This window comes from Pirellulales bacterium (assembly GCA_035546535.1).
Classification (GTDB): Bacteria; Planctomycetota; Planctomycetia; order Pirellulales; family JACPPG01; genus JACPPG01.
The window spans coordinates 18392-40997 of record DASZWQ010000153.1; the positions used below are offsets into that span (position 1 = coordinate 18392).

The 22606-nt window shown below is 62.4% G+C and carries 22 protein-coding genes; 11 read left to right on the forward strand and 11 right to left on the reverse strand.

Annotation, left to right across the window (positions count from 1 at the left end; genetic code table 11):
• Positions 1-11: 11 nt before the first annotated feature.
• The 3 genes from VHD36_18165 (at position 12) to VHD36_18175 (ending at position 1405) form a co-directional block, all read left to right on the forward strand.
• Positions 12-590 (forward strand): thermonuclease family protein, encoded by a 579-nt coding sequence (locus tag VHD36_18165; GenBank protein HVU89257.1) that lies wholly within the window; start codon positions 12-14, stop codon positions 588-590.
• Positions 591-662: 72 nt separating this feature from the next.
• Positions 663-929 (forward strand): UPF0175 family protein, encoded by a 267-nt coding sequence (locus VHD36_18170; GenBank protein HVU89258.1) that lies wholly within the window; start codon positions 663-665, stop codon positions 927-929.
• A complete protein-coding gene (locus VHD36_18175; protein ID HVU89259.1) occupies positions 926-1405 on the forward strand; it encodes a hypothetical protein in 480 nt (159 codons plus the stop codon). The genes VHD36_18170 and VHD36_18175 overlap by 4 nt, the downstream gene beginning before the upstream one ends.
• Before the next feature lie 15 nt (positions 1406-1420).
• On the opposite strand, the gene VHD36_18180 is transcribed toward VHD36_18175, so the two are convergent.
• Positions 1421-1660, reverse strand: a complete 240-nt coding sequence (locus VHD36_18180; GenBank protein HVU89260.1) for a hypothetical protein — start codon at positions 1658-1660, stop codon at positions 1421-1423.
• A 180-nt stretch (positions 1661-1840) separates the two neighbouring features.
• Between VHD36_18180 and VHD36_18185 the strand changes: the two genes are divergently transcribed.
• Entirely contained in the window at positions 1841-2914 is a 1074-nt protein-coding gene (locus tag VHD36_18185; protein ID HVU89261.1) for a 3-isopropylmalate dehydrogenase, read from the forward strand.
• Between the two features lie 30 nt (positions 2915-2944).
• On the opposite strand, the gene VHD36_18190 is transcribed toward VHD36_18185, so the two are convergent.
• Both VHD36_18190 and VHD36_18195 read right to left on the reverse strand, forming a co-directional pair.
• The gene (locus tag VHD36_18190) at positions 2945-3226 is read right to left on the reverse strand and encodes a DUF2442 domain-containing protein (protein ID HVU89262.1); all 282 of its coding nucleotides are present in this window, start codon (positions 3224-3226) and stop codon (positions 2945-2947) included.
• Positions 3227-3269: 43 nt separating this feature from the next.
• Positions 3270-3755: a hypothetical protein gene (locus VHD36_18195; GenBank protein ID HVU89263.1), complete on the reverse strand. Its 486-nt coding sequence runs from the start codon at positions 3753-3755 to the stop codon at positions 3270-3272.
• A gap of 30 nt (positions 3756-3785) precedes the next feature.
• On the opposite strand from VHD36_18195, the gene VHD36_18200 reads away from it, so the two are divergent.
• Positions 3786-4556, forward strand: coding sequence for an SDR family NAD(P)-dependent oxidoreductase (locus VHD36_18200; protein HVU89264.1), 771 nt, complete (start codon positions 3786-3788; stop codon positions 4554-4556).
• A gap of 174 nt (positions 4557-4730) precedes the next feature.
• On the opposite strand, the gene VHD36_18205 is transcribed toward VHD36_18200, so the two are convergent.
• The 3 genes from VHD36_18205 to VHD36_18215 all read right to left on the reverse strand — a co-directional run bounded on the left by VHD36_18205 (position 4731) and on the right by VHD36_18215 (position 7239).
• Positions 4731-5306, reverse strand: coding sequence for a tRNA-(ms[2]io[6]A)-hydroxylase (locus VHD36_18205; protein ID HVU89265.1), 576 nt, complete (start codon positions 5304-5306; stop codon positions 4731-4733).
• 6 nt (positions 5307-5312) lie between these two features.
• On the reverse strand, positions 5313-6185 hold the full coding sequence (locus tag VHD36_18210) for an SDR family NAD(P)-dependent oxidoreductase (protein HVU89266.1): 873 nt from the start codon (positions 6183-6185) through the stop codon (positions 5313-5315).
• Positions 6186-6324: 139 nt separating this feature from the next.
• Positions 6325-7239 carry an endonuclease/exonuclease/phosphatase family protein gene (locus tag VHD36_18215; GenBank protein ID HVU89267.1) on the reverse strand — a complete coding sequence of 305 codons (915 nt, stop codon included), beginning with the start codon at positions 7237-7239 and terminating at the stop codon, positions 6325-6327.
• A 400-nt stretch (positions 7240-7639) separates the two neighbouring features.
• Here VHD36_18215 and VHD36_18220 point away from each other — a divergent pair, with 400 nt between their 5' ends.
• The 5 genes from VHD36_18220 to VHD36_18240 all read left to right on the forward strand — a co-directional run bounded on the left by VHD36_18220 (position 7640) and on the right by VHD36_18240 (position 13792).
• Positions 7640-9382 carry a glycosyltransferase family 39 protein gene (locus VHD36_18220; protein ID HVU89268.1) on the forward strand — a complete coding sequence of 581 codons (1743 nt, stop codon included), beginning with the start codon at positions 7640-7642 and terminating at the stop codon, positions 9380-9382.
• A gap of 48 nt (positions 9383-9430) precedes the next feature.
• On the forward strand, positions 9431-10933 hold the full coding sequence (locus VHD36_18225; GenBank protein HVU89269.1) for an MraY family glycosyltransferase: 1503 nt from the start codon (positions 9431-9433) through the stop codon (positions 10931-10933).
• A 20-nt stretch (positions 10934-10953) separates the two neighbouring features.
• Complete coding sequence (locus VHD36_18230) at positions 10954-11814, forward strand: ABC transporter permease (GenBank protein ID HVU89270.1); 861 nt, start codon at positions 10954-10956, stop codon at positions 11812-11814.
• A 6-nt stretch (positions 11815-11820) separates the two neighbouring features.
• Complete coding sequence (locus VHD36_18235; GenBank protein HVU89271.1) at positions 11821-12594, forward strand: ABC transporter ATP-binding protein; 774 nt, start codon at positions 11821-11823, stop codon at positions 12592-12594.
• Positions 12595-12775: 181 nt separating this feature from the next.
• Positions 12776-13792, forward strand: a complete 1017-nt coding sequence (locus VHD36_18240; protein HVU89272.1) for a glycosyltransferase — start codon at positions 12776-12778, stop codon at positions 13790-13792.
• Between the two features lie 8 nt (positions 13793-13800).
• Here VHD36_18240 and VHD36_18245 read toward each other — a convergent pair whose 3' ends face one another.
• On the reverse strand, positions 13801-14439 hold the full coding sequence (locus VHD36_18245) for a response regulator transcription factor (protein HVU89273.1): 639 nt from the start codon (positions 14437-14439) through the stop codon (positions 13801-13803).
• A gap of 469 nt (positions 14440-14908) precedes the next feature.
• On the opposite strand from VHD36_18245, the gene VHD36_18250 reads away from it, so the two are divergent.
• Positions 14909-16291: a sigma-54 dependent transcriptional regulator gene (locus VHD36_18250; protein HVU89274.1), complete on the forward strand. Its 1383-nt coding sequence runs from the start codon at positions 14909-14911 to the stop codon at positions 16289-16291.
• A gap of 135 nt (positions 16292-16426) precedes the next feature.
• On the opposite strand, the gene VHD36_18255 is transcribed toward VHD36_18250, so the two are convergent.
• The 4 genes from VHD36_18255 to VHD36_18270 form a co-directional block, all read right to left on the reverse strand.
• Positions 16427-17584: an aspartyl protease family protein gene (locus VHD36_18255; GenBank protein ID HVU89275.1), complete on the reverse strand. Its 1158-nt coding sequence runs from the start codon at positions 17582-17584 to the stop codon at positions 16427-16429.
• A gap of 32 nt (positions 17585-17616) precedes the next feature.
• A complete protein-coding gene (locus VHD36_18260; GenBank protein HVU89276.1) occupies positions 17617-19104 on the reverse strand; it encodes a sodium-dependent transporter in 1488 nt (495 codons plus the stop codon).
• A 22-nt stretch (positions 19105-19126) separates the two neighbouring features.
• Positions 19127-21115 carry an NAD(+) synthase gene (gene nadE / locus VHD36_18265; GenBank protein HVU89277.1) on the reverse strand — a complete coding sequence of 663 codons (1989 nt, stop codon included), beginning with the start codon at positions 21113-21115 and terminating at the stop codon, positions 19127-19129.
• A 288-nt stretch (positions 21116-21403) separates the two neighbouring features.
• Positions 21404-22213 carry a DUF480 domain-containing protein gene (locus tag VHD36_18270; protein HVU89278.1) on the reverse strand — a complete coding sequence of 270 codons (810 nt, stop codon included), beginning with the start codon at positions 22211-22213 and terminating at the stop codon, positions 21404-21406.
• Between the last annotated feature and the right edge of the window lie 393 nt (positions 22214-22606).

Genomic DNA, 22606 nt, shown 5'->3' on the forward strand with positions numbered 1-22606 from the left:
ATTCCGGCTCGGTGAATCGTGCCAGAAATCGTCGGCTGCTCATGCGCGCTGCCACGGTTCTGATTCTGACCGTTATTGCGGCTCTGCAATCGTGGCGCGGCTGCTCGACGGAGCCGCGTGAGCCGCAGCCCGTGCCCGAGGGGCGCTATCACGTCCTGCGAGTCGTCGACGGCGATACGCTGCTCATGCAGGATCACAAACGCCTGCGGCTGATGGGCGTGGACACGCCCGAGACGGTCAAGGAAGACACGCCGGTGCAGCCGTGGGGTCCGGAAGCGACGCAGTTCACGCGCGACTTTGTCGGCCGGGGCGACGTAAGGTTGCAATTCGACCGCGAACGGACCGACCGCTTCGGCCGGTACCTGGCGTACGTGTGGGTCGGCGATCGGATGCTCAACGAAGAGTTGCTCCGCGCCGGCCTGGCCCGTTGGGAGCCGGGATACCACTACTCGCAGAGCATGAAGACGCGTTTCCGCAAGGCGCAGCGCGAGGCCCAGCAGGCTCATCGCGGCATTTGGAGCGAGCAAGAGACCAGGCATGAAGCCGGGAAGGACCGACCATCGCGATTGCCCGGCCAGGGCGACTTGTGACCTTCGCGGTCCGCGCAAAGCTTGACCGGGCGACGGTGTGCGACGTAACCTTCACTGAGAGGAGTTCCGAATATGAAGGTGATCGTCGACATTCCCGCCGAGGTCGAGCAAGCCCTGCAGCAACAGTTGGGAGGCGATTTAACGCAGGCAGCCAAGGAGGCGATGGCCGTCGCCTGGTATCGCGCGGAAAAGCTTAGCATCGGTCAGGTTGCCGCGTTACTCGGCATCTCGACCTATGAAGCCGACGGCTTAATGAAGCAGCACGGGGTCGTCGTCCCCTATTCGATCGACGACTTCAAGCAGGATCAAATCACACTCGACCGCTTGCTCGGCTCGTGATCGTCGTCGCTGATACATCGCCGATCAATTACTTGATCCTGACGGGCCATATTGATGTGCTGCCGGCGCTGTTCGGCGAGGTGCTGGTCCCTCAATCTGTAGCGGACGAATTGCAGCATGCCAGAACGCCGCGGGACGTGCGAAGTTGGGTTGCACAGCCGCCGCCATGGTTCATCGTCCGGCCCGCTGCGCAAGTCGAGGATCCGATCCGTCTAGGGCGAGGCGAAGCCGAGGCAATTTGCTTAGCCCTTGAGGTGCATGCTTCGATTCTGCTGATCGATGACCGTCGCGGACGTCGGGAGGCGATCGCACGTGGCATTCCCGTCGCCGGCACGCTCAACGTACTCGTAGCGGGGGCCGCGCGTGGTCTGTTGGAGTTGCCTACGGCAATCAGGAAGTTGCGAACAACCAATTTTCACATTTCCAACGACGTCATCGCCGCGGCGCTGAAAGAGGATGCCGAGCGCCGGAAGTGAAAAAACCTCTCGTGCCTAGTCCTGGAAGCGCAGCGCGGTGGCGAACGCTGCCACCAGCAGACCGCCCGCGAATTGCAGGAGGGCGATAATGCGCATGTTCCGCGCGTAATGCGGATCGCGCAGCATCCGTCGGACACGGTACAGCTCTTCGCGCGAGACGAACACGCGGATGAATAACCGGGGCCATTCCGCAAAAAGCCAGGTCAACGCTGCGAACAACGAGAATCCGAGCAATATCCAACGGGCGTCAGGCATTGATCGATCCTCCGCGGGCGATTGGCCCGGTTTATGAACGCTGGGCTGAGATGCACTTGTTTCACTCGGTACTACGTGTGGAAGTCCCAAACTTGTTCACCCCCCGCACGGCGGTTAGAATCGGCGATTCTTTCCTGCTCGATTTGCTCGTAATTGTCACCCCCAGGTGGAGTTCTCGTCTTGGCCAACAATAAGAGTTTGAAGATCGCCGTAATCGGTGGCGATGGTACCGGCCCGGAAGTGGCCGCCGAAGGTTTGAAAGTTCTGGACGCCGTCGCAAAGCTCGAGAATTTCAAGTACGAGCTCGTACACTACGATTTCGGCGGTGACCGCTACCTGCGCACCGGCGAGATTCTCCCCCCGGGCGCGATCGACGAGCTGCGCACCTTCGATGCCATGTATCTGGGCGCGGTCGGCCATCCGGACGTAAAGCCGGGTATTTTGGAGAAAGGGCTGCTCCTGGAGCTGCGCTTTCAGCTCGATCAGTACATCAACTTGCGCCCCGTGCAGTTGTTCCCAGGCGTGGAAACGCCGCTGAAGGACAAGGGGCCCAAGGACGTCGATTTCGTGGTGGTGCGCGAAAACACCGAGGACATGTACTGCGGCGTCGGCGGCTTTTTGAAGAAGAACACTGCCGACGAGGTCGCCACGCAAACGGCCATCTACACCCGCAAGGGTTGCGAGCGGTGCATCCGCTGGGCCTTTGAGTTCACGCGCAAGCGGAACAATCCGAAAAAGATGCTCACCCTGGTGGCGAAGACGAACGTGCTCACCTACGGCCATGACCTGTGGTGGCGCACCTTTCAGGACGTGGCCAAGGAATATCCCGACATCAAGGCCGATTACAACCACGTCGACGCTTGCTGCATGTGGATGGTGAAGAACCCCGAATACTACGATGTGATCGTCACCACCAACATGTTTGGCGACATCATCACCGACCTGGGCGGCATCCTTCAGGGCGGGATGGGCGTGGCCGCCGGCGGCAACATCAATCCCGACCCGGGCGGCACCAGCATGTACGAGCCGATGGGCGGCAGCGCGCCGAAGTACACGGGCCAGAACGTCATCAACCCGATCGCCGCGATCAACGCCCTGGGCATGCTGCTTGAGCACACGGGCCAGCCGGCCGCGGCCGCGCGGGTGAACAAGGCGATCCGCAGCGTCACCGGCACCAAGATGAAGAGCCAGGCCGCCGGCCGAATGGGCTACAGCACGCAACAAGTCGGCGATTTGGTCTGTGAGGCGCTGTAGGGCGACGGGTCGACTGTCGGACCTGCAGTATTATTGCTGCGAGCGTTCGCCTTCGGACATCCAGGCGGGTTCCAGCCCCTGATAGAGAACATCGGGGTCGATGTCGGCGCCGTTTTCCCAAACGATCGTGCCGAGGCGCGGATCAACTTTAACGCTTGCAAACTGCCGTGGATCGTCGCGCAGCGGCTGAAAGATCGGGCCGCGCAAATACGGGTTCAAGTCGATTTCCTTCTGTGTTCCGTCAGTGAAATCGAGCCTGACGCGAAAACCGATTAGGTGCGTCACGTTTGCGATACGGACTGGTTGGGACATAAAGGCCTTTCCGCGGATTGGACCGTGACCCAGATCAGCCGCACTATGGATTGTGACCGACAAATTGCGCAGCGCGTTCGCGAATGATTGCGACTATGTTTTCGCTTGTCGCGCCGTTCCAGTACCACTGAACTTCGGCTGTGAGCAGGTCCTGGTAAGCGTTGAACAAGAGGTAAAAGTCAAACAGCTCTTTCGCGTAGTCGAGCGAGATGCAGAGGTCGTGTGCCAATGCGACGGCTTCGACCAGTTCTACGTCATCGGAGAGGGCCATCCGCAACTGCTCGGTAGCATGTGTGAGAACAGCCACTCGTGGATCAAGTGCCACGATTGCTTGCTCGCGAAGGGCATTGTCGCGCAATGCGGCGACTTCAAAGTGGTTGTATGGCGGCAGCATGCCCGCTAGCCTTGTCAGATATTCGCCGTCTCGTCCCTCGAGGAGCATCGAGATCGCCCAGTCGACGCAGCGCTGCCCGCATGGCTCATCGAGCGCCTTGTCGGCCAGTATGTGAGCTGTGGTGATCCTGCGCATCCTGAGATTCTAACTACCATCGAGGCACCCATGAAAAACTCTCTCTTCGATCTTTCCGGACGCGTGGCCCTGGTGACCGGGGGCAGCAAGGGGCTCGGTAAGGCCATGGCCCGGGGGTTTGCCGAGGCTGGTGCCGACGTGATCATCAGCAGCCGGCACGAAAACGAGCTGCGTGCGGCGCTCGACGAAATCGGCCAGGGGACGACCGGCCGCCGCGAGTACATCGTGGCCGACATGACCGAGCGGGCCGACGTGCAGCGACTGGCCGCTGAATCGCTCAAGCGGCTGGGCCGCGTCGATATCGTCGTGAACAACGCCGGCGGCAATACACCGCAGCCGATCGACAAGATCACCGACGAAGACTGGGATCGGGTCATCGAGCTGAACCTGACCAGTTGCATGGCAGTGACGCGGGCGCTCGCGCCGCAAATGAAGGAGCGACGCTGGGGCCGGATCATTCACATCTCGTCGATCATGGGGCTGGCCTCCAAGGAAGGACGCAACGCCTACTCGGCCACCAAGGCAGCACTGATCGGTATGGCCCGGGCGAGCGCGCTCGACCTGGGCAGGGACAATATCACGGTGAATTGCATCGCCCCGGGCCCGTTTCTTACCGACCTGCCGGGCAACCTGCTTTCGGCCGACGAGAAAAAAGTCTTCGCCGATCGCACCGCTTTGGGCCGCTGGGGCGACCCGCGCGAATTGGCGGGCCCCGCACTCTTGCTCGCCAGCGAAGCCGGCAGCTACATCACGGGCGCCGTGCTGGTGGTCGACGGCGGCAGCCTGTGCAAGACGTTTTAGTGAAATCCCTCTCCCTTTCAGGGAGAGGGTAGGGTGAGGGTATCGTAAGGAATGCCACAGAGCTCACAGAGAACATCGAGATAAGGAAAAATGATGAATGCAGAATGATGGGTTGAACGGCGAAGGCGCCTATCCACCGCTCATCACTCAGCACTCATCGTTCCGCACTTCTGCCTAACTGTGCATCCGCGCCAGTGGGTCGCCGCGGTCGATGATCTCGGCCTCGGCCGCCGACAACTCGTCCAACCTCGCATTCACAACCTCGGGCTTGGCAAAGAGCATGGCCAGGCGGACGTAGGTGGCGTGATGGCGCGCTTCGGATTCGAACAGGCTGGCATAGAAATCGGCCAGCTCTCGATCGCGGATCCGGTCCTTCAACAGCGCGAACCGCTCGCAAGAGCGGGCTTCGATCAAACCGGCCACGAGCAGCCGGTCAACGGCCTTGCCCGGCTCTTGCTTGCGCACCAGGTCGTTCAACTGCCGGCCGTAGCTTGACGGCGTGAGTCGGCGAAAGCGCCAGCCGCGCGATTGGATCAGATCGAGCACCTGGCCAAAATGCTCCAGCTCTTCGTTGACGATTCCCGACAGCTCGCGCACCAGCTCGACCCTGTCGACATAAGCGAAGATCAGGTTCATCGCCGTGCCGGCGGCCTTCTTTTCGCAATGCGCATGGTCGATCAGGATATCGGCCAGGTTTTCTTCGACCGTATCGAGCCACCACGGTGCGGTGCTGCTTTTCAGGCTGAGCATGCCAAATCAAACGGCGGTTTTTTCGGCGATTTGTGGCGGCGCGGCGGCCGGCGGTTCCTTCTTCAGCGCCGCCAGTTGCTTCGCCCAATCCTTGGCCAGCAGGTTGCAAACGTAGTTGGGGAAGAACCGCTTCAATCGCCAGAAGATGCGTCCCTGTCGCGGCAGCACGACGTATAGCCGCTTGTCGGCAATAGCTTGCACCGCGGCATTGGCGACGTCGTCGGCGGTAAAGTTGGCCACCTTCATCATCTTCGAGGCCAGGTCGCGATCGATCTTTTCCAGCCGGCCTTCGTTCAGCAGGTTCGTCTGAAAGAACGACGGACAGACGACCGTGACGCCCACGTTGTGCGGCTTGAGCTCGCCGTACAGCGTCTCTGAGAGCGAAAGCATGCCGGCCTTCGCTACGTTATAGCCGGCCATACCTGGCTTGGCGGCCACGGCGGCCAGCGACGCGGTATTGATGATGTGAGCGCCGCGCGGATTTTTTTTCAGCCACGGGATGAAGTAATGGCAGCCGTAGATTCCGGCGTTCAGGTTGATGCCGAGAATCCAATGCCAGTCGTCGATCGAATACTTCCCTACCTCGCCCGAGCCCGCCACGCCGGCATTATTCACCAAGAGGTCGAGATTCTGCCATTCGGATTCGAGGCGGTTGCGCAGCGCTTGCCAGGCAGACGGCTGCGACACATCCATGTGGTACGTGAAGCCGTCGCCGCCGGCGCTGCGCACCAGGCGCAACGTTTCGTCGTTGGCCGTGTCGTTCACGTCCACCAGGGCCATTCGCCATCCGTCGCGCGCCAGCCGCAGCGCGATCGCCCGCCCTAAGCCGCTGGCTGCGCCCGTGATGATTGCATTGCGTCGATTGTCGGATCCCACCACGGCGGTCTCCCGGATAAATCTTTGCGGCGCGAAAGATATCGGGCCGAGGAGTTCGGCTCAGTTTTCGCGCTCCACCAGCGCCGCGCGCAGGATAGATGGCCCACCCGAGGCGGTCAAGCAGCGCGATTCCTGGCGGCCGTTATTCGACGACTTCGACGTCGGCCCAATAGAGCGGGTGGTCGCTCGCGCCGTGGTCCTCGCAGCCCGCCGCGACCGTGCGCAGGCCGCGCGTGAGGAGCCAATCGATCCGCCGCGGCGGCGGCTCGGTCATGCCGGCGGCAACCGCATCGACGACGCCGGGAACGCCCAATAGCTCCTGCAATTGCGGATCGTCGGGCAGGGTGTTCATGTCGCCCAAGAGGATCGCAGGCGGCGCCAGCGACAGAAACAGTTCACCGACGGTGCGCAGTTGTTCGTGGCGCCGTTCCGCATCGCGGCTATCCAGGTGCGTGAGCAGCACATGGACCGCGTGACCACTTACGTCGATCGTCGAAAACACCACGTTGCGGTGCGTATGGGCGCCGGCCCGCGGCAAGGGAATCCGCTGCCAGGCGGTTACCGGCAGCCGGCACAAGAGGCCATTGCCGAATGAGCCGTCCCACCAGCGCGATTCGGTGGGTGCGAACAACCATTGCGTGTCGAGCAACTTGCCCAACTGCTGGCACTGGTCGGTCTGCCACCACAGTTTTGGGCCGAGAACTTCGTTCATGCCCACGAGATCGATGTCGCGCAGGCAGTCGGCAGTTCGAGTTAGGTCACGCACATTGTCGGGTCCGCGGCCGCCATGAATGTTAAAGATGCCGACGCGGAAGCGCGGCTGCGTCGCCGTGATCGGAGCGGCCGTCCCTTCGAACGCGCTACCGGCCGCGGGGCCTGTGGACATCCGCACGTTGCTGGCGGCGATCATGGCCGCGACGGCGACCATCAAAAGCCAGGTCCAGGGCGATCGGACCCAGGCGCGCCAGCGCGACGCGCGGACAGGCTCACCGGTGAGCGGTTTCGATCGTTCGCCGCCGCGTCGGGCGGGCGTTTCTTGGATCGTGGCGCGCGTCATGTCATGGCACTCGAAAGAAAAATGAGCCGTCGGCGCTGGCTGGATAACTGGCGATCGCCGAACGCGTCAAGTCCAAACAACTCGCCCGCTCGTCAGCTCACCAGTTGGCCAACATGCGATCGGCCCCTGCTAGCATTCCAAAAACATCGTTCGACGAGAGGACGATCCTCCGCAGCTTACTCACTTCTCCTCGCACGCTTGGGACGCGCACAACTGATATGGTCCGAAGCTCCCCAATGCGGTACACCGTTCCGACCAGGTTGCGCGCGAGATCGATGCCGTGATAGCAGCGTTCTCGGGCCGCGCGCGACTGACCGATCGAGCCGCTCTTCGCCTGGCTCAAGCGACGGCGGAGCCTCGGGGCGAAATGCTGGATTAGAACAACGTCGGCGGAATCGAAATGCTCTCAAGGATGCGAGCCAACTGGCAGGCGCTACTGGCGATAGAGACGCCGCGGGAATACGCCAACCGTCTGGCGACCGCGGCCCCCGCGCGCGAGCGCGTGCCTCTCCGGATCGGCCTGGCGCTCGTGCTACTCGTGGCTTGTCTGGTGCCGCGCCTACTCATGGCACTGCGCGTCGACACAGTATGCGCCGATGGCGTCATCTATTTCGAGCTGGCCGATAAGCTCGAAGAGGGACGCGTCGACCCGGACGATGTCAGTCATTTGCAGTCCGGCACGTTTCCGTTCGCCTTGGCCACGTTACATCGACTGGGCCTGGGCTGGGAGGACGCGGCGAAAATCTACGGCGTGCTGGCCGCGTCGCTGGCCGTGTTGCCTTTGTTCGGCTGGGCGCGCCGGCAGTTCGATGATCGCGTGGCCGTGCTGGCGTGTCTGTTGTACGCGACGCATCCGAAGTTGATCGAATGGAGCCCGGAAGCCGTACGCGAACCGTCGTTTTGGCTGTTCTTCTTACTGGCGATCTATCTCCTATGGCGCGCCGCGGTCGAAGTCGACATGCGCTGGTTTGTCGCCGGCGGCGCGGCGACTGCGGTGACGGTACTCACGCGATTCGAAGGCTGGTTCTTGCTGTTTCCGCTGGTCGGTTGGACCGTCGTGCGATTCTGGCATCTGCACGCGGCCCGGTGGCGACTCGTCGGCGGCTGGGCGTGCAGCCTGGCAATGATGCCGCTCGTGTTTTATGCCTTCGGTCTCTTGCAGCCCGAGGGCGTCAGGGGAAACCAGTTGCGTCTCGATCCCGTCAAGCGCGTGGGCAACTGGTTCTTGTCGTGGCGTGTACCGGCAGACGAATCGCCTGCCGCGAGTGCCGCGGGTGATTTGGCGGTCGCTGCCGCGTCCCCACCGGCGCCGGCAATCGCTCCGGCACCATTGACCGCGGCCGAAATCACGGACCCGCACGCCGCGGATTGGACACTCCGTGAGGCGGCGCTGACGATGCTCAACGTGTGCGAGCGTGGCTTGACGCCGCTGTTTGCGATTATGATGTTCGCCGGGTATCTCACCCATTTGCGGCTGTTCCACCGCAGCGATCATCTGCCCATGCTGCTCTTGGCATTGGTGGTCGTTGCGGCCGTGTGGATTCACTTGTGGTACGCACACCAGGCGAGTAGCCGTTACGTGTTGACGATCGTGCTGTTGGCGACGCGCGGCGCTGCGATTGGAATTCTGGATTTTGGCCGGCTAGCCGAAGCGTGGTTTTCGCAGCGCTGGCCGCGGGCCAAATGGTCGGCCGCGACGGCCCTGCTCGTGCTGGCGATGCTCGTGGGCACGATCGACGCCGTGTCGAGCGACTTCAAAAGTCGCGAAGCACTGGCCGGACTGGGCAACTGGATTTACGACCGATACGGCGCATCGTCCGTTGTCGTCGGTTCGGAGAGCCAGTTGGCCGTCGTCGGCTTTTATGCACAGACCGAGGCCTTTCCGTTTCCCATGACATTGTCGGGCGACGCGCTAGCGCAATGGCTTGACGGCGTTGCGCCGGACGTCGTCGTAATTTCCAAACGTCGTCAACAGCCGGCTGATTATGAGCCGATCCTGGCCCAGCGCGAGCGTCTCGGCCTGGAGCTGATTCCGGCGGAACGTATTCCCGCCTCGACGAAAAACATGCTGGTGCTCGGCCGCATCCATCGTCCGGCCGACCTGGACCAGCAAACGACAAGCGCGCCTGTTCCACGTCGTTGACCCTCGTTCGTTTCCATCCCGCGGTGTCACTACTCAGTCATCCACCCGATGTATTTTTCGGTTCTCGCGGATAGCTCGGTGAAGATGGGCCTGGCGGTCGCCGTTGCCGCATCGCTGCTATTAACGCCCGTCGCCCGCGCCCTTGCCCGCCGCTGCAGCGTGCTGGACAATCCCGACAGCGTTCGCAAGCATCACGGTCGTCCGGTGCCGTTATGGGGCGGGATGGCGGTTTACTTGGCGCTGGTGGTGGGCTTGCTGGCGGTTCGTTTCGCATCGACGCCCAGCGCGGCATTCGACCAATTATCGACCACCGTCATCCTGGCGTGCGGACTCGTGTGTCTCGTCGGGTGCGTCGACGATAGCCGCGATTTGAACGCCCGTCTGAAGTTGCTGCTGCAAGTCGTGTCGGTGATCCCGGTCGTGCTGGCCGGTTATTCCTTCGATCGCGTCGTGGCGTTTGGCTATCCGATCGAGCTGGGGTGGCTGGGAATTCCGCTGACGGTGCTGTGGCTCGTCGGCTGTATCAATTCGCTCAACCTGCTCGATGGGCTGGATGGCCTGGCGTCGGTCGTGGGACTTTGCTCTTCGCTGATCATGGCCGTGATCGCCGTGAACACCGGGCATCCCCAGGTCGGCATCGTGGCCCTGGTGCTCGCCGGCTCGCTGGCAGGCTTTCTGGTTTACAATCTCCCGCCCGCCAGCATTTTTCTCGGTGATTCGGGCAGCATGGTCATCGGGCTGGTCGTGGGAATGATCAGCATTCAAGGGGCCCTGAAGACCAGCGCCACGCTCTCGATCGCCGTGCCGGCGGTCGTGATGAGCGTGCCGATGCTCGATACCGTGTTTGCCATCGTGCGGCGGAAATTGTCGGGCCAGGCGTTCGACGCCGCGGATCGCGGTCACATTCACCATCGCCTGCTCGAACGCGGCCTCACCAACTGGCAGGCGTTGTGCATCATTGGCGCGCTGTGCCTGACGACCGGCGCCGCAGCCACGGCTGCGACGCTTTTGAGCTTCGAATGGCTGGGCTGGATCACGGCCATTTCGCTGGTGGTCCTCCTGATTCGCACGCGCGCCTTTGGCCATCACGAAGTGGCGCTCTTCAAGCAAAAGACGGTTGCCGCGCTGGAGTACGTTTCGAGAATTGTCGCAGAACGCGCACATGGTCTTACGCCACCTCCGGTGCCCACGTGGCACTCGGCTTGGACGGACCTGGTTCACGCGCTGAATGAACGGCAGGCCGGCGGCTTCGAGCTATTGTTCGCCAACCGTGAGAAGCAATTGCGGTATTCCTGGCGGAGAACCGGTCCTCGGGTGGTGATCGTCGGTCAGCCGCAGGTGCTCGCCTTGCCCCTGGCTGACGGCACGTTTTGCCAATTGCAGCTCTTGGGACTGCCGGCTGACGCGCGAAACGACCTGCTGCCAACGCTCTTGTCGCTTTTGGAGACTCTTGCCGCGGTGGGACGATTGTCGGGGGAAGTCGTGCCGCCGGTTGAACTCGGCATCGACTTCCATCAAATCGCCGTGGAATTTGTCGGCCGCGCCGCTTGAGGCCCAGGGCAGGATCGGTCATGGAAGACGGCAGTCATGCTTTGCCCGACGTTCGTACGCTGGCCGGCTGGCGAACGATCGAGTCGACGACCGGTTGGCCGCGGCTGGCCGTCGGCGAATTCTGGCGGCATCGCGAGTTGCTCGGCTTCTTCCTGTGGCGCGACGTCAAGGTGCGCTATAAGCAGACGCTGCTGGGCGTGGCGTGGGCAGTTCTGCAACCGGCGGCCACGGTGACGATATTTAGCGTGGTTTTTGGCCGCTGGGCTCATCTACAGTCGGACGGCGCGCCTTATCCGGCCTTTTGCCTGGCAGGCCTTTTGCCGTGGATGCTCTTTGCCACCGGCGTCACGTCGGCCGCGAATTCGCTGGTCGGGAACGTGAACTTGATCACCAAGGTTTACTTCCCGCGCGTCCTGTTACCGCTTTCGAACGTGCTGGCGGCGCTTGTGGATTTTGGCGCGGCGCTTTTCATGGCGCTCGCTGTGCTCGGCTGGTATGGAACTATGCCGAGCGTTCGGTTGCTGCTGTTGCCGCTGCCGATTGTTCTGGTGCTGGCCACTGCGGCGGGCGCCGGCTTGTGGTTGGCCGCGCTCAATGCCCGCTATCGCGACGTACGTCACGCGCTGCCGTTTCTCGTGCAATTATGGATGTACAGCACGCCGATCGTTTATTCGCTGGCACTGGTACCGCCCGGGTGGCGGTCGGTTGCCGCGCTGAATCCGCTACTGACGGCCGTACAATGCTTTCGTTGCATCTTGTTGGGCGCTCCGGCGCCGGCGCTGGGGCTTGTGACAATATCGACATGCGCCGCGCTAGCGCTGCTGGCGACTGGGCTAACCGTGTTCCACCTCACCGAGCGTTCGGTCGCCGACACGATTTGAAGACTCATGTCCGATACGATCCTTCGCATCGAGCAACTCTCAAAATGCTATCGGCATGCCCGCGGGGCGCGCCGCCATGCGACCCTGCGCGATCGATTGGCGCGTATTGTGCGCGACACCGTGGACCGAGCAGCCCAGAAGCAAGCATGTAACGAGGAGGCGGATGCCTATTGGGCCCTGCGAGACGTTAGTTGCGACATTAGCCGCGGCGAAGTCTTCGGCCTGGCTGGTCCCAACGGCTCGGGCAAGAGTACGCTGCTGAAACTTCTGGCCCGCATCACCGAGCCCACGGCCGGCCGGGCCCTGATCCGGGGGCGCGTCGGCGCGCTCTTGGAAGTCGGCACCGGTTTTCACATGGAGCTCACGGGCCGAGAGAATGTCTATCTGAGTGGTGCAATCTTGGGCATGCGGCGGTCGCAGATTCGCAGCAACTTCGACGCCATCGTCGCCATGTCCGGCGTCGCGCAGTTTCTGGAGTTGCCGGTCAAGCGCTATTCCACCGGCATGTACCTGCGGCTGGCATTTTCCGTGGCGGCGCACTTGGAGAGCGAAATCCTGCTGCTCGACGAGGTGCTGGCCGTGGGAGATGCGGCCTTTCAGCAAACGTGCGAGGCGAAGATCCGCGAGCTGGCTCGCCTGGGTCGGACGATCCTGGTGGTCTCGCACGAAGCAGCCTTGCTGCGCCGCATTTGCGATCGCGTCATGCGGCTCGAGTGCGGACAGGTGCAGGCCATCGGGCATCCCGAGCGCGTCCTGCCCGCGGCGGCAGCGGCGGCCTGAATCGCCCACACGGTTCCGCTTCCTGATGCCGGCGCGGCCATGCCAGCATTCGATTCCCGGGATGCAGCCGACTCGGCGTTGACCCCTTCGGCACAAGCAGTTACTGTACGCCCCCCTGGCTGGGCCGTACCGCGAAGAGGCTCCGTGTCGTAAGCCCCGCGTCTGTTCTGCGAAGGTTCTTATGTCCGCGTCCAATGAGCTCGATGCCCTGGCGTTTGACGTACACGGACGTCGGTCATCGGGCGGCCGGACTTCACACGGCGCCGCGACCAGCCGCTTTGATCTCGACGTCGGAATCATCTATTCCGGCGAGCGCCATTTCATGACGCCGCTTGTGTCGTCGTTGGCCGATTCGGTGGGCGGTATCACCCCCCGCTTGATCCTGGTCGACAATGCCTCGGCCGATGGCGTCGCCGATTGGGCGCGGCCGATGCAGACCAAGGTTCTGCGTAACGAGAAGCCCCTCGGGTACGCGGCGAACCTGAATCGCATTCTTTCAGCCAGCACGTCCCGTTACGTGCTGCTGATGAACACGGACATGTATTTCGGCCCGGCCGACCAGTGCCTGGCCAAGATGGTCGCTTTCATGGATGAGCGACCGCGCACGGGCATAAGCATCTGCCAAATCTATCGACCGGACGGGAGCTATGGCTTTCCGGCACGCCGCTTTCCCACGCTGCGCACGATTGCCGCGCGACGCTTGGGGCTGGCACGCCTGCTCAAGAGGCCGCTGGGCGAGCACTTGTACCAAGACCGGCCGATCACCGACTGCTATCCGTGCGATTGGGTGAGCGGTTGTTTCATGCTCGTGCGCCGTGACGCCATTCAGGACGTGGGGCGGTTTGATGAGCGATACGTCAAATACTTCGAGGACGTGGATATCTGCCTGCGCATGGCGCGGGCCGGCTGGCAGGTGATGTTCAACGGCGGTACGCGTTGCTTTCACCACGAGCAGCGGGCCAGCCGCAAAGCATTTTCGCGCGATGCCTGGCGCCACGGCCGCGCCTACCTGCGCTGGCTGATGAAGTGGGGGCTGACGCTCCCCAGCTCGGGAGAATTGACCGCCAGCCGCGCCGAGGAATGGCTGACCACGGGCAAGCGCATTGACGCGGCGCACATCGTTGTCGGGCCTCCGCATGGCGGACTCAACCGCGACGCGGCAACTCAAGAAGCAACGGCCAATCGGCCGGCCGCGTAGTCGGCGGCTTACACGATCCCTTTGCGCACGGCCCACACGGCAGCCTGCGTGCGATCGTTGACGCCGATCTTGCGGAGCACGTGCTGTACGTGTTCTTTCACCGTCTCGACGCTGATCTCGAGGCTCTTGGCGATCTCCTTGTTCGACAGGCCGAGCGCCAGGTGACGGAGCACCTGCGTCTCGCGCTGCGTGAGCGAGGCTTCGTCGTCTTCGGTCTTCTTGCGCGTGGCCATCGTACCGGCCACCTTGCTCAGCTCGCCGTGGTCGCCCGTTCCCTCACGCGTGGTGACGGCGTGAATCGTCTCGAGCAACTGCTCGCGCGTGCAGCCCTTCAGCAAATAGTCGCTGGCACCCAGGGCGTTGGCCCGCGCGATGTACGTCGGATTATCGAAAGCCGACAGCATGACGACGCGGGTTTCGGGCAGGTCCTTGTGAATCTGCTCCAGCGCCGTGAGGCCGTCGTCGCCGCCGTCCATCATGCGAATGTCCAATAGCGCCACGTCTGGCTTGTGCTTGTGCGCCATCTCCACGGCTTCGCTGGGATGGCTGGCTTCGCAGATGATTTCCACATCGGTGCCGGCCAATAAGCTGGCTAAGCCTTGGCGAACCACTTCATGGTCGTCGGCGATCAATAGCCGTACGGTCATCAGAACACTCCTGGGGGGCGTCGCGTAGAGAGCACAGAGGTCATTCGACCCCTAAAAGTATTAGCGTAGCCACCCGGCGCAGGCGGAACAACCAATACGGCGCAACAGTTGTAACACGATCCTCACAACTGCTGGCTAATGAGCAGCTTGCCGCGTTGACCTGGCACATCGCGTGACGTAGATATTTGACGACACTTGCGGTCCCTTCTCCCCACGGACCTTGTCCGAGCCGCATTTGTCGCCCCGGCGGCCCTGCCGCTGGGGGGCAGGAAGAACGTTAAAGACGAATATAACGACGGCGATCGGGTGGCCCTCGAACCTCAAGGGGTACCGCCCGCAGCGCGTCGTTGTCGGCTGTCACCGGAACGCAGCCGCAGAAGATAAACAAGCGCGATGACCGCGACCGCTGCGCGAGGGACTTTGCGCTTGGTTTTCGGCCGCACGTCCGCGCCCGGGCGAGGCTTTCCCCATGAAGCGAGGGTCCTTGTTGCTGGTGGACGATGATCGTCCCCTGTTACAGTCCATGGCCGCATGGTTGCGCGAGCTGGGATTCAGCGTTGATGCGACAACCGGTGTGGCCGACGCCAACGCGGCCTTGGGCAAAAAGCAATACGACTTGGCGCTCGTCGATGTGCGCCTCGGTGACGGCGACGGCTTCGACATCCTGGCGCACTGCCGCGAGCAACGCCCGGGCACGGCCGTCATTCTGATGACCGGCTACGGTACCGTCGAAACCGCCGTCGAAGCGATTCGCGCCGGCGCCGCGGACCTGGTGACCAAGCCGATCGTCGACGACGAACTGGAGATGGCCATCGATCGCGCCATCAACCACCGCCGCGTCGTCGAAGAGAACAAGAATCTCAAGACTCAGCTCGACATCCGCTTCGGCATGGAGAGCATCGTCGGGCACGACTATCGCATGCGCCGCGTTTTCGAGATGGTGCAAAGCGTGGCCGACACTCGGGCCAGCGTTTTGATCACCGGCGAAAGCGGCACCGGCAAGTCGATGATCGCGCGGGCCATTCACCGGCAAAGCCGGCGGCGCGATAAACCTTTTGTCGAAGTGGCCTGCGGCGCGCTGCCCGAGACGTTGCTGGAAAGCGAGCTATTCGGCCACGTCGCCGGCGCGTTCACGAGCGCCGTCAGCGACAAAACGGGCAAATTCAAGCTGGCCGACGGCGGCACGATCTTCTTAGACGAGATCGCCACGGCCAGCCCGGCCATGCAGGTCAAGCTGCTGCGCGTGCTGCAAGACTTCGAGTTCGAGCAGGTCGGCGGCACGAAGACCTTCAAGGTCGACGCCCGGGTGATCCTCGCCACGAACGAGAGTCTGGAAGAACTGGTTCGAGCCGGGCGTTTCCGCCAGGATTTGTATTACCGGATCAACGTCATCAATGTCGAAATACCGCCGCTACGCGATCGCGTGGCGGATATCCCGCTTTTGGCCGCGCACTTCCTCCAGGACGTGTGCGAGGAGTGCGGCAAACAGGTGCCGGGCTTCACCGATGAATGCATGACCGCGCTTGAACACTATCACTGGCCCGGCAACGTACGCGAACTGGCCAACGTCATCGAGCGGGCCGTGCTGCTGGGCAAAGGCGGGCCGATCAGCGTCGAAGATCTGCCGGCGGCTACGGTCGCCGGTGGCAGCGGTCGCGCGCTGGAACCGGTGGCCGGCCGCACGCTCAAGCAAGCCCTCGAAGAACCCGAGCGGCGGATCATCCTGGAAGTGCTGGAAAGCAACCAATGGAACCGGCACGCCACGGCCGATTCCTTGGGCATCAACCGCACGACGCTGTACAAGAAGATGAAGCGGCTGGGGTTGGAAGACCGGCCCTTCGTGCGGATGTAATTCCGCCGAATGTAGGGTGCACTTTGCGCACCATGACCAAAAGAAAGTGCGTCGGTGCCCACAGGGCACCCTACGGCACACTGATGGGTGCCATGCTTTTTCGCCGCAGGCGAATAAGCATGCTGTATGAGCAGCCTATTTGAGGTGCATGGACAAGCGGAGTATCTCTTCGCCACGTCTGCCGACAATCAGTACGTTGGCGTCTTGCTGTCTCAGAAGTCGGCGAAGGCGGACGAGCCGCTCCCCAGCCACTTGAACACCGGCAATCTCGCTTATTGTGTCGCCGGGACGAATATCCGCCTCCGCTGCGGGACTCATTGCGTCGACCGTATCTACGACCACGATCCCATCGCGACGTATGATGTGCAACCCGCTCCGATCGATGGACTCCGGCTCGTTCAGTCGATTCGTGGGGCGGAGATATAGGCTTTTCTTCGGAAAATCGAACGTGACCACAAAACGTGATAGCAGTTGCATCCCAATGCGGTTTTCGTCGAAAACGGCTGTCGAGAATACTGGCCCCTTAGCGAGGTGCCCTCCGATGGGAAGTTCATCGAGCTGAACCATTGACTTAGATTCTATTTTATTGAGATCCTGAAAAAGAGCTGAACCGACGTCGCGCGCGCTGCCGTTGGCAATCCGTTGTTTCGCAAGGTACGACTTCAGGATGCCGTCGCCGCTCGCGCCTGTATCGATGGTGAACACCTTTGGAGATCTCCAGACGTTCTCGATCTTGATTTGTGGTTGCTGAAACTCGCCGAGCTTAAAGCGGATGGGCTCTTCGGGGACCGTGCCAAGATCTCCGAGGAGTTCACACACCCCGCGGTCGAAATCGATGCGGACGACTTTGTTAGATAGAAAGTCCATTCCGAGCAAGCCGTACAGTCGTTCGTCCCACGCCTCGCGGAAGCTTGTTAGATCGGCGCATACGACGCGACGTACCGTCGCACGAAGTTCTTCCTTGCCGATGCGCGCTTCGGGTGCTGCGGCCACTGCGACCTTGACCGGGCCAGATGGAGCGCGCAGCCATGTCGACTCGTCCGGTTCGAGGTCGATCAAGGATTTATCGATCACGGTCCTCGTGCAACCAGTATCGAGGATGAAGAAGTGGGTCGTCCCGGCAATTTGAACGGGAAGAAACACGCCGTCGCCGTCGTGGCCGATCGTAAAAGACTCGATGACCTCTTCACCGAGCGCCTTGGACCCTGTAGCAATTGAAAGTGACAGTAATGCGATCGCCAGACATACAGCGAACGCACACGCGATGATTTCGCAGGACTTGACGGAACGCATCACGAACCTCCATGCCGATATCCTTGACGTTTCTACGTCATCCGTTTTTCCGCCGCACTCCGCCCCATCCACCGATTGGCACTCCACAGCACCGCCAATAACACGGCCCATTGCGCCAATACGGTGCCCACGTTTTCGATCCGGTCGGGACGCAGCCATTCGACGAGCCGGGCGGAGAGGGCGAGCGACGCACCCTCCTTGGATTCGGCCGCCGGGAACGTCTGCCAGAAGAACCACGCCAGGAGCACGACTCCTTGCAGGGGAACCAGAATGCCCATGATCACGGTCCACCAGCGGCCGATCGTCATCTGGTTGCATGGCAGGTTGATGTAGCGACTGCGGAACTGCTCGAGCCCGTAGCGGGCCGCGACGAAGGCGAACATCAGGCCGCTGGGAATCAACGCCGTGGCCCACACCCAATCCTGGTTCTTGAGGAAATCGAGGCTCAAGGCGCTCGGCACGCCGCCGGCCAGACCCAGGACGCCAGCAATCACGAGCGCTCGGTTCCGCGTCAGGCCCAAGTCTTGCAGTCCGCGTACGGCCAACTCGACCATCGAGATCAGGGACATGAACGCCGCCATGAACAGCGCGGCGAAAAAGAAAATCATGAACAGTCCGCCCGCCGGCATGCGGGCAAACAGTTGTGGAAACCAGATAAAAGTTAATCCTTCGTTGCCGGCCCCGACGATCTGTTTTTCGGCCTCGGGCATGATGGCAAAGATCGTGCAAAGCACGGCCACGCCCGACAGGAGCGAGGCGATGTTGTTCCCGATTCCCAACAGGAAGCAATTGACGCTGCTGTCGTCTTTCTGACGGACATAAATCGCGTAGACCGTGATCAAACCCCAGCCCGAGCCGGTGTCCCAGGCGTTCTGTGTGAGTGCTTCGAGCCACATCCGGTAGTCGGCCAGTTGCGACCAATCGACCGTGAAGATGAAGGCTAACCCCTTCTCGGCACCGGGAAGCAGGACGGCCCGCACAGCCAGCGCCACGACCAGGAAAAACAGGCTCGGTAGGAGGAGCGTCGTGACGCGTTCGATGGCGCCGACGCCGCGCCAGATCACCAGAAGTGCGAGGCTCATGCTCACAAAGTGCCACACGAGCGGCCGTGGCCCGGCGACGAACTGGTCGTAAAACTGCTGCGGGTCGGCACTCGCCAACTGGCCCGTGCAGGAGACGATCAGATACTCGAGCACCCAGCCGGTGATCACCGAGTAGTAGAACATGATCGCCACGGCGGCCATCGTGATCCAGGCTCCCATCCAGGCGAATTTTGGGCCAACCAGGCGGACGATCGAACCCAGCGGCCCGGCCCGCATGCCGCGCCCCAGGCCGAACTCGAGAATGATGAGCGGAATGCTCCAGAGGAAAAGCGAGATCACCCACGGAACGAGAAACGTCCCGCCGCCGTTGCTGGCCAGGATGCGCGGGAAGCGCCAGATGCTGCCCGTGCCCACCGCCATGCTGAGCATGGCGAACAACAGGGCCCAGCGCGAAGAGAAGGATTTTTGATCGTCCATCAGAGCGTCGCGCTTGGCTTGGTTACAGCGAATCTACATACGCGCGCAGCTCGGACAACTCGCGCTCGTATCCACCCGACAGAATCGGGAAGCGGCACCAGGTCTTCGGATCCAAGTTTTCGTCGTCCAAGTGGAAGCTGGGGGCGTAGCGCTCGCGCTTCCATTGATTGCGGCACCACAGGCGAAAGAACCGTTCGACCCATTGTCCTAACTGCTGCGCCGAGTATTGCGGGAAGCGTGGTTGCATCTGCTGGAAGACTTCGACCGGCGCGAGCTTGTCGCGAATCGCCGCGCGCTCGATGGCGTCCAGCAGTTCGTAAGGCATCAGGTCGGCTTCGTCCGTTTGTCCTGATTCGGAGGGGCGCAGCTCGGCCGTCGGGGGCTGGCAATTCACCGCCGCGAGCGCCGGGATGCACCGCCCGCCCTCGGGACCCGTCACTTCCAGCCAGCGCAACCAGGAGCGCAAATACGCCTTGTCGATGCCGGCGATCGGCGAGAGGCCGCCACTGGTATCGCCATCCATTGTGGCGTAACCAACGGCCGCTTCTGAGCGATTGCTGGTCGACAGCAATAAACCCGATCGAAGGTTGGCCAGCATCCACACGCCCGGCGCGCGAACGCGGGCTTGAATGTTCTGCAGCGCCAGGTCGTCCTGTTGCCAGGAAAGTTCGCGGCCGATCGCCCGTGAGACCATCGTCACGTAATCGTGTACGAGCCTGTCGACGTCGAACTCATAAAACTGCGCACCGATGGCTTGGGCGACGCCAGTGGCGGCATCGCGCGTGGTTTGCGAACTGTTCCGCGTCGACTGGTAGACGCACGTGACCAGTTGCTTGATGAGATGTGCTGGCGACGTCGCTGCGCGCACGCCGGGCAGATAGGCCAGCTTCTGCTTGTAGGCTTCCAGTCCCAGCTCACCGACACCCAGATCGACCATCATCGCGGCCAGACAGGCCACGGCCGAGGAATCGGCCCCGCCGCTGGCCGAGATCACGACACCGTTCGAGCGGCTTTTCCGCATGTAATCGAACAGTCCCAGCGACACGGCCCGGGCGAATTCTTCTTCTTTGACGTGAGGGCCGGTTTCCCAGGCAGCACGCTCGACCTTCGTGCTCTCGGGCTGCAGACGCGGATAGTCGAAGGGCGCCGTCACGGTCGCGCTATCGACGTCGAGCCGCGGCTCGAAGCTTCCCAGCCGCGATTGCTGCATGCGCGTGGCGTCGACATCAACCACGGCCGAGGTCAATCGCCAATCGGCGAACGAAAACCGCGGGCCCGTGGCCGCGAGTTTGCCACCCGAGGCAATGAGCGCTCCGCCGTCGTAGATCGCGCGTCCCGCTTCGTTGCCGAGCAAGTTGGCATAGGCGTAGCTGACGCCGAAGGTACGCGAGCCTTCGAGCACGAAGCGGTGGCGAATCTCCATCTTGCCAAAGGCAAAGTGGCTGGCGCTGGGATTGAGGATAATATCCGCGCCGCGCCGGGCCAATTCGGCCCCCGGACGCTGGGCAACCCAGGCATCTTCGCAAATTTCGAACCCGATCTTGATGCCGCCGACGTTGAAATCGATATCGCCGATTGGGAACTTGCCTTCGCCCAGCGTTACTTCGGCCCGCTGCCCGACGGGCCAGGGTTTGAACCAGCGCGGCTCGTAGTGAATTCCATCGCCTGCCAGGTAGCGCTTGGCGACAAGGCCCAGGATCCGCCCGTCCGCTACCAGGCACGCCGCATTGAACAGGGCGTGCTGATACGGCACCGGCAGGCCGAGCGAGACGACGATCCCTTTCGTATGCGGCACGATCTCGGCCAGCACCGCGGCCGCCATGTGCTGCACGGCCGGCGATTGAAAGGCGTCCTCGCACCCATAGCCCGAGATGCACAGCTCGGGCAGGCAAAGAATACTGACGCGTTCGGCTCGCGCGGCGGCGACGGCCGCAAGAATGCGGTCGCGATTGCCGTTCCAGTCGAGCGGCGTTTGATTCAACACCGCGGCCGATAACTTGACGAGCTTCATGGATCGCGGGGACGCCGTTTAATTCAACAATGTGGGCGGAGTTTTCAGCTGACCAATTTTACGTTACACGCATGCGGAAGTCGTGCGGTGACCATGAGACCGGCAAGGTCCGTAGGCGGGATCTGTAGGGTGCCCTGTGGGCACCGTGACGCGAGACCCTTTTTTCTGGTGCGCGCAGCGCACCCTACGGCCCCGGCACCCGCTCAGCCCGTAGGGTGCCCTGCGGGCACCGTGCCGCGAGAACTTGTTTTCTGGCGCGCGCAGCGCACCCTACGGCCCGGCGCCCGCTCAGCCTCCGAGCGCCTGCCGCAATTCGCCGATCTGGTCGGCGTTTTGTTGCGATTGACCCACGACGTCAGCCAAATCCGAACGCAATTGGGCAACGGCCGTCCGCAGGTCGGCAATCTCCTGACGCAGGGCAGCGATTTCGCCGTTCTGAACCGGTGGCGCACTCGACACCGCTGCTGGGCGCGGCGCCGCGGCTGCCACGGGTGCTTGCGCGGCCTGCACCGGGCGCGGCGCGCCGTCGCCGCCGTGCTCGCCGTATTGCCGCTTTAGCTTTTCCACTTCCTCCGGCAGGTACAGGGCGTGCGAAATGATCTGGCCGCGCCCTTCAGGCGTGAGAGCTTGGATGAGCCCTTTGGCCTTGAGCGAATCGAGCAGTGTGCGCAGCGTGGTCAGGTCGGGAATCGGGTCCATCCGCGCCGCGCGGCCGCGCAGGTCGCCTTCGGTCTGGGCGCCGCGCAACAAGAGCTCGGCCATGATCGCTAGCTCGACCTTGTCGACCCCCAGCCATTCGTACATGTAATGCCGGTACTTGCCCACCCGGCCGCTCCCCTGCACGGCGGCCACGGCGCCCAGCAGGCGCAGCCGATCGAGCGACTCTTCCACCTCGTGCGGCTCGTACTGCGTGAGCGGGTGGCGGTTATTTTTTTGATTGCAGCCGGTCACCAAGCCGTTGAGCGACAAAGGATAGGTGTCAGGCGTCGTCTTGGCCTTTTCCACCAGAACGCCCAGCACGCGCCGGTCGATGGCCCGGATTGGTTGCCAGCGCGGCTGGTGAGCTTCATCTCCGGCGGCCGCTTCGTCATGGGTCATGGGTGCGAATTCTCCGAAAGCTCCGCGACGGCAACTGGTGAACCACGGGGACGCTCCCTGCGCCCGGAACGGTTATGCCATGTGAGGCGCGGGGCGTCCAGAGATACCGGCGGCGGCCACTTTCCGCGCGCCGCGCCAGCGGTTAAGTTCGTGGCTGTGCGCCTCTTCACTGCGTCGTTCAACATGCCTCGTGCATCCCAACAAATCCAAGGAATCTGCCATGAAAAAGTCGCTGCTCATCGCCACCGTTTGCACGCTGCTCGTGGGCTTGTCGTACGCTTGGGGTGCGGTCGATGACAAAGCCGCTGGCGCAAAGGATGGCAAGCTGTTGTCGCACAACGTCTACTTCGCCTTGAAGGAAGCGACGCCCGAGGCCAAGCAAAAGCTGGTCGA

Excerpts from the sequence above, each read along its gene's own strand:
- VHD36_18170 (HVU89258.1), top strand. The coding sequence starts at position 663 with ATGAAGGTGATCGTCGACATTCCCGCCGAGGTCGAGCAAGCCCTGCAG.
- VHD36_18180 (HVU89260.1), bottom strand. The coding sequence starts at position 1,660 with ATGCCTGACGCCCGTTGGATATTGCTCGGATTCTCGTTGTTCGCAGCG.
- VHD36_18190 (HVU89262.1), bottom strand. The coding sequence starts at position 3,226 with ATGTCCCAACCAGTCCGTATCGCAAACGTGACGCACCTAATCGGTTTT.
- VHD36_18195 (HVU89263.1), bottom strand. The coding sequence starts at position 3,755 with ATGCGCAGGATCACCACAGCTCACATACTGGCCGACAAGGCGCTCGAT.
- VHD36_18200 (HVU89264.1), top strand. The coding sequence starts at position 3,786 with ATGAAAAACTCTCTCTTCGATCTTTCCGGACGCGTGGCCCTGGTGACC.
- VHD36_18205 (HVU89265.1), bottom strand. The coding sequence starts at position 5,306 with ATGCTCAGCCTGAAAAGCAGCACCGCACCGTGGTGGCTCGATACGGTC.
- VHD36_18215 (HVU89267.1), bottom strand. The coding sequence starts at position 7,239 with ATGACGCGCGCCACGATCCAAGAAACGCCCGCCCGACGCGGCGGCGAA.
- VHD36_18220 (HVU89268.1), top strand. The coding sequence starts at position 7,640 with ATGCTCTCAAGGATGCGAGCCAACTGGCAGGCGCTACTGGCGATAGAG.
- VHD36_18225 (HVU89269.1), top strand. The coding sequence starts at position 9,431 with ATGTATTTTTCGGTTCTCGCGGATAGCTCGGTGAAGATGGGCCTGGCG.
- VHD36_18230 (HVU89270.1), top strand. The coding sequence starts at position 10,954 with ATGGAAGACGGCAGTCATGCTTTGCCCGACGTTCGTACGCTGGCCGGC.
- VHD36_18235 (HVU89271.1), top strand. The coding sequence starts at position 11,821 with ATGTCCGATACGATCCTTCGCATCGAGCAACTCTCAAAATGCTATCGG.
- VHD36_18240 (HVU89272.1), top strand. The coding sequence starts at position 12,776 with ATGTCCGCGTCCAATGAGCTCGATGCCCTGGCGTTTGACGTACACGGA.
- VHD36_18245 (HVU89273.1), bottom strand. The coding sequence starts at position 14,439 with ATGACCGTACGGCTATTGATCGCCGACGACCATGAAGTGGTTCGCCAA.
- VHD36_18250 (HVU89274.1), top strand. The coding sequence starts at position 14,909 with ATGAAGCGAGGGTCCTTGTTGCTGGTGGACGATGATCGTCCCCTGTTA.
- VHD36_18255 (HVU89275.1), bottom strand. The coding sequence starts at position 17,584 with ATGCGTTCCGTCAAGTCCTGCGAAATCATCGCGTGTGCGTTCGCTGTA.
- VHD36_18260 (HVU89276.1), bottom strand. The coding sequence starts at position 19,104 with ATGGACGATCAAAAATCCTTCTCTTCGCGCTGGGCCCTGTTGTTCGCC.
- nadE (HVU89277.1), bottom strand. The coding sequence starts at position 21,115 with ATGAAGCTCGTCAAGTTATCGGCCGCGGTGTTGAATCAAACGCCGCTC.
- VHD36_18270 (HVU89278.1), bottom strand. The coding sequence starts at position 22,213 with ATGACCCATGACGAAGCGGCCGCCGGAGATGAAGCTCACCAGCCGCGC.